The following is a 6,969-nucleotide window of genomic DNA, read 5'->3' as shown; positions in this document are numbered from 1 at the left end:
TACTCTACCACACGCCGTGAGGTATTTCCGGAATAATCTAGAATTTTCCAGTAAATCAGGCTTTAGTCATTAACAGCCCCGAGGAACGCAGAAAGGTACAGTCCAACGAGTCTCAGGCAGATACCTCGGGTCAGTTGCGGTTACTGTAGCGGTGGTAACAGTTGATCGTCCCGGCGATCGCGATTTCGGCTCTAACTTCCCCCAAAACTCTCGCGTCAAATTCTGACTTCTCAACCCCAAAAGCTTTGTCCCCCCTCGCCACTCCCACTCACCAGAGCTGAAGAACGAAAATCGGTGGTCTTGCAGCAACTCACACTGCTTGCCACCAATATCTGGATTAAATTGAGTAGATACACTCATCGCACCCTGAAGGACTCTGTGCAATTTCTATTGCCCCAAAGTGGGAAACACCCGATGGGATGTTTCCATAGCGCCCACTGCACCATTTTCTCCGCAGGTTAGGGGTAGAGTGGCGTTATGTTTCCACTTCTTCTTTCTTGCGCTTGCGTAACAGAGCCAGTCCCCCAGCGATGCCAATTCCCAGCGCTCCCGTGGGTTCCGGGATTTTGCGCGGCTCATTTTCTTCATAGTCATAAGACACCCGGATCCCGGCGGATGCCAAGGTGGCAAACTGGGTAATCAAGTTACCCGATCCCGTGCCCACGGAACGACCCTCTGCATTCACCGAGAAGTCCAAGCTTCCGCCGCCTCGAGCGGCAAATAAGGCTAAATCGCTCTCGGTGGGCGCATCGATTTTGATGGTTTTGGTCGTACTGCCCCGCACTCCGTTGCCTTCATCTCGGGTGTAACTCCTGCCCGAGGTGCCACCGAAGTCGATGGTGCCATCATAGGCGCTCAATTCATCGCTCACCGAGACAAAGGGATTGAGTTCGGCGAATAGGGTATCGTCGTCGGGCAAATTTAACTCCAACACACTGCTGAGGGTCGCCGTCACCGTACTTTCCGCCGCATCGAGACTTTCAAACTTGACGTCGCCTTTTACCGCACCAGTAAATTCAAATTCGATACTGTTGAGGGTCCCCAAGTTGGTATCGAATTTGTTGATAGTGAGGGTTTCCTCGAAGTTGGTGGTTTTAAAATCAAACTCGTCGATAAACGACAGCGTACCGGCATTGGCAAAGCCAGCCGGCGCTAGGGTCATCCCCGCTAACAGGGGAATGACTTTGAGTTTAGAGAATTGTAATTGCATATTTCTACCTTCTCTATGGACTGTACCTTCACCAGAACGAGATTCACCTACATGGTGGATTGGATCGCCCTGGTCTCTGATGATATTATGGCTGTTGTGGGCGCTATAGTTCCGTGATGCTTATCACAGATTTATATTGATTTAACGGGGGCTATGAGCCGATCGCGGTCAATCGCGCGGCCCGAATCGGGGAAGGAGAGTCTCGCAAATTGCACCCAGGGCGCAGTCATAGAGCCGTTCGACTCCCTTAGCATCTCTAGGGTCAGAAAATTTCCTCCTCGGATGTTTGCAGCCATTCTCCGCCGGCCTAGAACCGATCGCCGATGGCGAAACCCGACCCGTCAGATTGTTGCCTCGCGATCGCCTTCAACTCGGCAAACTGGAGCTCCTGTTTATTCTTCTAGCTTGCCCGAACCTGAAAAAAAAAGAAAACGTAAATTCACGGAATCTTCTCAAAGTTTAAAATTTCCTAAAGGGTATTTATAACTAGTTAGCGGGAAAATCCTATAGACGCGGCGCGATCGCTGCTGATTTTTCTACCCCCCGAGTAGCCCGCCGCACCCTAATTTCAGTTCCCAACCGTCCCGCTTCGTCCACTTCAGCCCGAAAACCTTTACGGAGAATTCCTGGTGCAATGGCTGATAGCAAAAAAGTCCGTTCGGCAGCACCCATCCCATTGCATCAGACCGAATTGAGTACATTTGCGATTGTCGAATTGGCGCGCTCGGGGTAAACCGCCCTGCTGTTTGGGAATCTGTTTGCATCGTAGCATGACATTAATTCAGATGTCAAAGCAAAAGTGTTTCAACTGTTACCGTCAGTTGCAACTTTAATTCAAAATTAGCTTTCTAAAATAGTAGAACCACATCTAGAAAATCTCGTAAAGCCTATGACTTCTGCCATGATAAATTGGATCGCCACTGCCTGGGACGCTTTGCAGAATAACAGCGGGTTTATGACCTGGAATCTGTTTCTTGCCTTAGTCCCATTAGGGTTGAGTTTTTGGCTGTTTCACCTGCCGCGATCGCGCACCTTGCGCTGGGGAGTTCCCTTACTGATTGGAGCCACTTTTTTACCCAATGCCCAACGAGTCTTTCGACATGGTTTCTATCTGCTGCAAAAGATGGGCACCAACTATCTGTTTTGGGTCTTGTTACTCACCCTGGTGGTGATGGCGTTAGAAATTTGGCAGTTGCGCCGCCAACAATCCATCTCTCGTTCCCTATTGTGGTGGTTGGGCTTTGTCACCTTTGTTGCCTTTTTACCCAATGCGCCCTACGTGCTAACTGACGTGATTCACTTAATCGAGGATATTCGCCAAGGATATTCGGTCTGGATTATCACCTTGGCGCTGATTCCCCAATATCTACTGTTTACCATTATTGGCTTTGAAGCCTACGTTCTGTCTTTGATTCATCTGGGTTACTATTTAAAACGCTGGGGGTGGGGACAGTTTGTCGGACCGGCGGAATTGCTGTTGCATGGGTTGACGGCGATCGGGATTCATCTGGGACGATTTCAGCGCTTTAATAGCTGGGATATCCTCACGGATCCAGATGCGTTAGTCAGAAGCGTGATGAACGATTTAGTGGGCAAGCGTCCGGCGGTGGTAATGGCAGTCACGTTTGTGGTGATTACCGTATTGTACTGGCTGTGCAAGGAATTGACCTTGGCGGTCTTGCATCGGCAACAATCTGCAACGGACCGGATCGAGGCGATCGCCGACTCAGAGTCCTCCCAGGCCCACTCGTAAGCTCATCCGGTCTTAGGGGTTCAAATTATCGCGTTGCTGACGGGCCGCATCTAAAAGCAGGCGCTTTTCGGCGCGGGCGATCGCGCGATAAGTGCCCTCGATGGCTGGAGGTTCCACAGAAATGGCCCTAATCCCCCACTCTACCAGCTCGTTCACCATTTCCAAAGATGCCGCAGATGCCCCCATGCACACCGCACAAGGAATCGCTGCTGCGTTCGCGGCCAAAATTAACTGATGCATGGCGCGCATCACCGCCGGATGAGCGGCGGGAAAGGCGGCGGACATCTGCTGGTTTTCGCGATCGGCAGCTAACAACAACTGGGTTAAATCGTTACACCCGATGGAAATCCCCTGCACCCCAGCTTTCACGTACTCTGGCAATAAAAACACTGCGGAAGGAACCTCCGCCATCATCCACAGTTCAAACTCGTTGACCTGGGTCAGTCCGGCCCGTTCCACCCGGCGATGACAAAAGCTAAATTCTTCTACGGTTCGCACGAAGGGTAAAATTAACCGAATATTCGGATAACCGGCCTGTTGCACCCGGGCTAAAATGGCCAGTTCTAAATCGAATAAAGCCGGGTCGAGCAAGTAGCTGAACGCGCCATGCAATCCCAAGGGGTGCTCCCGGCGACTGGATGCGGCGGTTGATTCGGACTCCTCGGCAATCTCGCCGGATCCGCGCAAGTCCAAAGAGCGATAAAAGACCGGGCGGGGAAAGAAAAACTGGGCTATCTGGGTTAAATGGGTGGCGATTTTTTCGATAAATGCTGGCGTCTTTTCGGAATGGACCCATTGGCTGGGCGGGAGGGATTGAAAGGTTTCCAGAGCCATCATTTCCGATCGCAATAACCCTACCCCATCCAGGGGCACTGCGCCGATGCGATCGAGGGCGCTGGGATGACTCAGGTTGACAAACAACTGGGTGGCGATCGGGTATTCGAATAGGGGCGATGGGCTGGACAAGTCCTCTGCCTGGGAACCGATGGGAGCGGGGGTTTGCTGCGCTACCATACTTTGTGCTACATCCGGAAGCAGACGCTTTGGGTCGGCTTTCACCTCAAGTGAGTTATCCTCCGTCACCAGAGAAATTTCTCCAGTGTCCCCATCCAGAAATACCAGATCGCCGGTGGTAATCCGTTGGGTAATGCCAGGGGCAGCGATCGCGGCGGGAATGCCGAATTCTCGGGCGAGAATGGCGGCGTGACTGGTGATGCCCCCGCGTTCGGTCACCAACCCTGCCGCATGGCGGACGAGTCCCAACCAAGCAGGGGCGATCGCTTCCGCAATGACGATCTGTCCGGGAGGCACCGCATCCGGCGGGGTCTCTTTGCTTTGAATGACATAGGCCGGCGCGATCGCCTGACCGCCGGCTGCCCCGATGCCCACTATTTTTTCGTCCATGTTTTCCGCCTCTGTTTTTTCTGCGGGTGAGGAGGTTTCCGCCACTGGGGCGGGATCTCCCGGTGCCAGCATCGGAATCTGGGACACCCCGAAATCTGCACCGCGAAAATACAACTGTGACTCCCAATCCTCAGTCCTGGCAGTGACGATCCACTCTAAAACAAACGGCGTCGGATAATTTCCCCTCACCTTATCCGCCCGTTCGATTAACCGCACCAGATTGCTAGGATCCAGGGCAAATTGCTGTTGTCTGTCCTCAGACACTGCATAAGGTTGCAGGCAACTGTAAGTGCTCAGCAAGCTCATTTCCGGATAAACTATTTCCGATTGCCAATCGTGAAAGGCAAAATCATAGGCCAAATACTTATGTCCGCGCTGTTGGTGCAGCAGCTCTTTCGTTCTGGCATCGATGCGATGCACGTCGGGGATAATCTGTCCCAGTTCCAGCGCCATTCCCAATCCCCAGGTGGAATGAATCTCAAACTCGGTGGGCTTTGCTATCAGTTTTCCCGCCGCGATCGCCTCCCACACCGGCTGCACCAACACCCCCATATTAAGCTGCTGTAGCTGAACTCCGCAGCGCTGCCAATACAATAAACTTCTGGCGCGAAACAGTTCCGCCCAAGTTTGCAGCACCGCTAAGGCAATTTCCTCCGGATCGCACAGGCAAACATGACACTCCAGCAACCCAGAAATCTCTACATAAGACGCCGCAGAACTCGGTAGGGTAATCGAAGGACGAAAAATTAACGCCGACGCACGCAACATTTCCCCCGCCGAAGCAAGCTGCCCGATCCACTCCCGGGGAAACTCCGCCGCTACAATTTCCTGGCGAATGTGTTGGGCAATCTCTTGCAATTGCCTTGCGTCGTCCACATTCAGATGTAACGAAGAATTCAGTAGTTCCGCAAACAAAGGCTCTCGCCAATCATAATTTTCCAGAAACTCCCGCAAAGCAGGTGCAGCCACCACAAATCCCGGCACCACAGGCGAGTCCTGCTGTGCCAGTTGACTCAGATAAAATGCTTTGTCCCCAACTAAATAACGTTCGGAGGGTTGAATTTGGTCGAGCCAGTACAGGTAATCCACAGTGATGCAAGCGTTCGGACATAATTTATCATAATCCGCTCGCGCCACCCTAGGCTCAAACGAAAGTCCCTCCTCCGGTTGGAGGAGGAAAATTAACAATTAACAACTGAGTACGCAGGAGACAAACAGAAATTTTAGCCGATTAAAGTTTTTGCGATTGGCGACGGCGCAGGATGGCAAAGGATCCAGCCACCAGTCCCAGTCCCATCAAGGTGGCCGGTTCGGGAATCGGTTCCACAGATTCTACCATCACCACCAAGTCGTTATAGTCCCGGTCCGTGCTGCCCCCAAGCCACAAATCCTCGAAGGCAATGATAAACTCGTTATCGGTAAACGTTCCCGCTTGCTTGCCCGGAAGCGCCAGGGTCGTGAGATTGTCTCCTTGATAAACCACCGCCTGTTGGTAGCCACCGTCGTTTAAAGCATTCTGGGTGTAAAAGCTGGTTCCATCTTCCCGTTCCAGGTAAAAACCAAACAGGTTGCCAAAATCGCTGTAATAGTTGTCCACCGTCGGCGTTACGTTCCCTGGCGGAAGACCTTTGGTACTGACGGAAATATCCCCCCCAGCCAGAAAATCAATGGTGACGCGATCGCCTGGATTATTCACCCCCTCATACAATAAGGCTTTCTCTCCAGATGAATTGTAAATCCCGAACTTGTTCGTAGGGGCAAACCCGGCAACCTCGAACATGAAACTGCCCAGACTTCCCCCGCTTGCCGTATTCGTAAACCAATCAAACCCGGTTTGGTCGTTGAGTGTATCGATTCCCGGTCCACCCTTTGTTATACCATCTATTAGATTCTGCAGCGAATACTCCTCACCATCCCAAGAGGTTCCGAAGCTAACCGCAACGGCAGAAGAACTGAAGGAAAGTACCGAAGCAACGCTCAAACAGCCGATTCCGGCGGTGGTTCCCAGTAGGTTTTTCACAGATAACTTAGACATAATACCCTCGATTTGTTTTTCTAATTCAAGGTTTGCAGTTGAGTGTTAAATTCCAGCGCCCCGTGGGGTGACTCAGTTCTCCTCTTCGAGCGCTCTCTGGCGATCGGGTCGATGGTCCCACAGAATAGGTCTGCGGTTCTCGCGGATCGAACCCGACTCGCCAAGGAATTTCCGTAAATTCTCTGAGGTTATGAGGCGATCGCTTCTCTCGTTTGCCGGGATAGCTGGAGTTGGATAATCCTAGTAAAAATACGGTTTCAACCCCTGCTTTTCTCCATGACCTCAGCCATAAAAAGCCAAATCGAAAGAAATCATGAAACTTTGTACTGCCTAAACCTGTGGAATTTACTGACTTCATTATACGATCGCATCGCAAATCTGTGTCACCCCCAATCTGGCATCTTTACCATTTCTTTAAAAAACTCCGTAGATTTCCGGTTGACGTTAAAGTAAAAGTAAAGTAAAAAGTGGCCAGGTTTCTCTGGGTGAGAGCGTCAGGAACCCCATCCCTAAAGGGAGGGGCTTGGTAAGACTTTATTTTCCCAAGCTCACCTGACCAGAAGACCA

The 6,969-nt window shown here is 51.6% G+C and carries 4 protein-coding genes; 1 reads left to right on the top strand and 3 read right to left on the bottom strand.

Going from position 1 to position 6,969, the window contains the following annotated elements; all coding sequences use genetic code 11:
• Nucleotides 1-475: 475 nt before the first annotated feature.
• Nucleotides 476-1,210 (bottom strand): choice-of-anchor E domain-containing protein, encoded by a 735-nt coding sequence (locus AC0QH1_RS18900; RefSeq protein WP_324632816.1) that lies wholly within the window; start codon nt 1,208-1,210, stop codon nt 476-478.
• Nucleotides 1,211-2,111: 901 nt separating this feature from the next.
• On the opposite strand from AC0QH1_RS18900, the gene AC0QH1_RS18895 reads away from it, so the two are divergent.
• Entirely contained in the window at nt 2,112-2,963 is an 852-nt protein-coding gene (locus AC0QH1_RS18895; RefSeq protein WP_324632815.1) for a DUF1361 domain-containing protein, read from the top strand.
• A 12-nt stretch (nt 2,964-2,975) separates the two neighbouring features.
• On the opposite strand, the gene AC0QH1_RS18890 is transcribed toward AC0QH1_RS18895, so the two are convergent.
• Entirely contained in the window at nt 2,976-5,555 is a 2,580-nt protein-coding gene (locus AC0QH1_RS18890; protein ID WP_324632813.1) for a putative PEP-binding protein, read from the bottom strand.
• Nucleotides 5,556-5,598: 43 nt separating this feature from the next.
• Nucleotides 5,599-6,402, bottom strand: coding sequence for a DUF4114 domain-containing protein (locus tag AC0QH1_RS18885; RefSeq protein WP_324632812.1), 804 nt, complete (start codon nt 6,400-6,402; stop codon nt 5,599-5,601).
• Nucleotides 6,403-6,969 lie beyond the last annotated feature (567 nt).

Source organism: Phormidium sp. CCY1219 (assembly GCF_055795085.1).
Note: the sequence above shows the minus strand (reverse complement) of the source record. Positions and strands in the feature narration are given on the sequence as shown.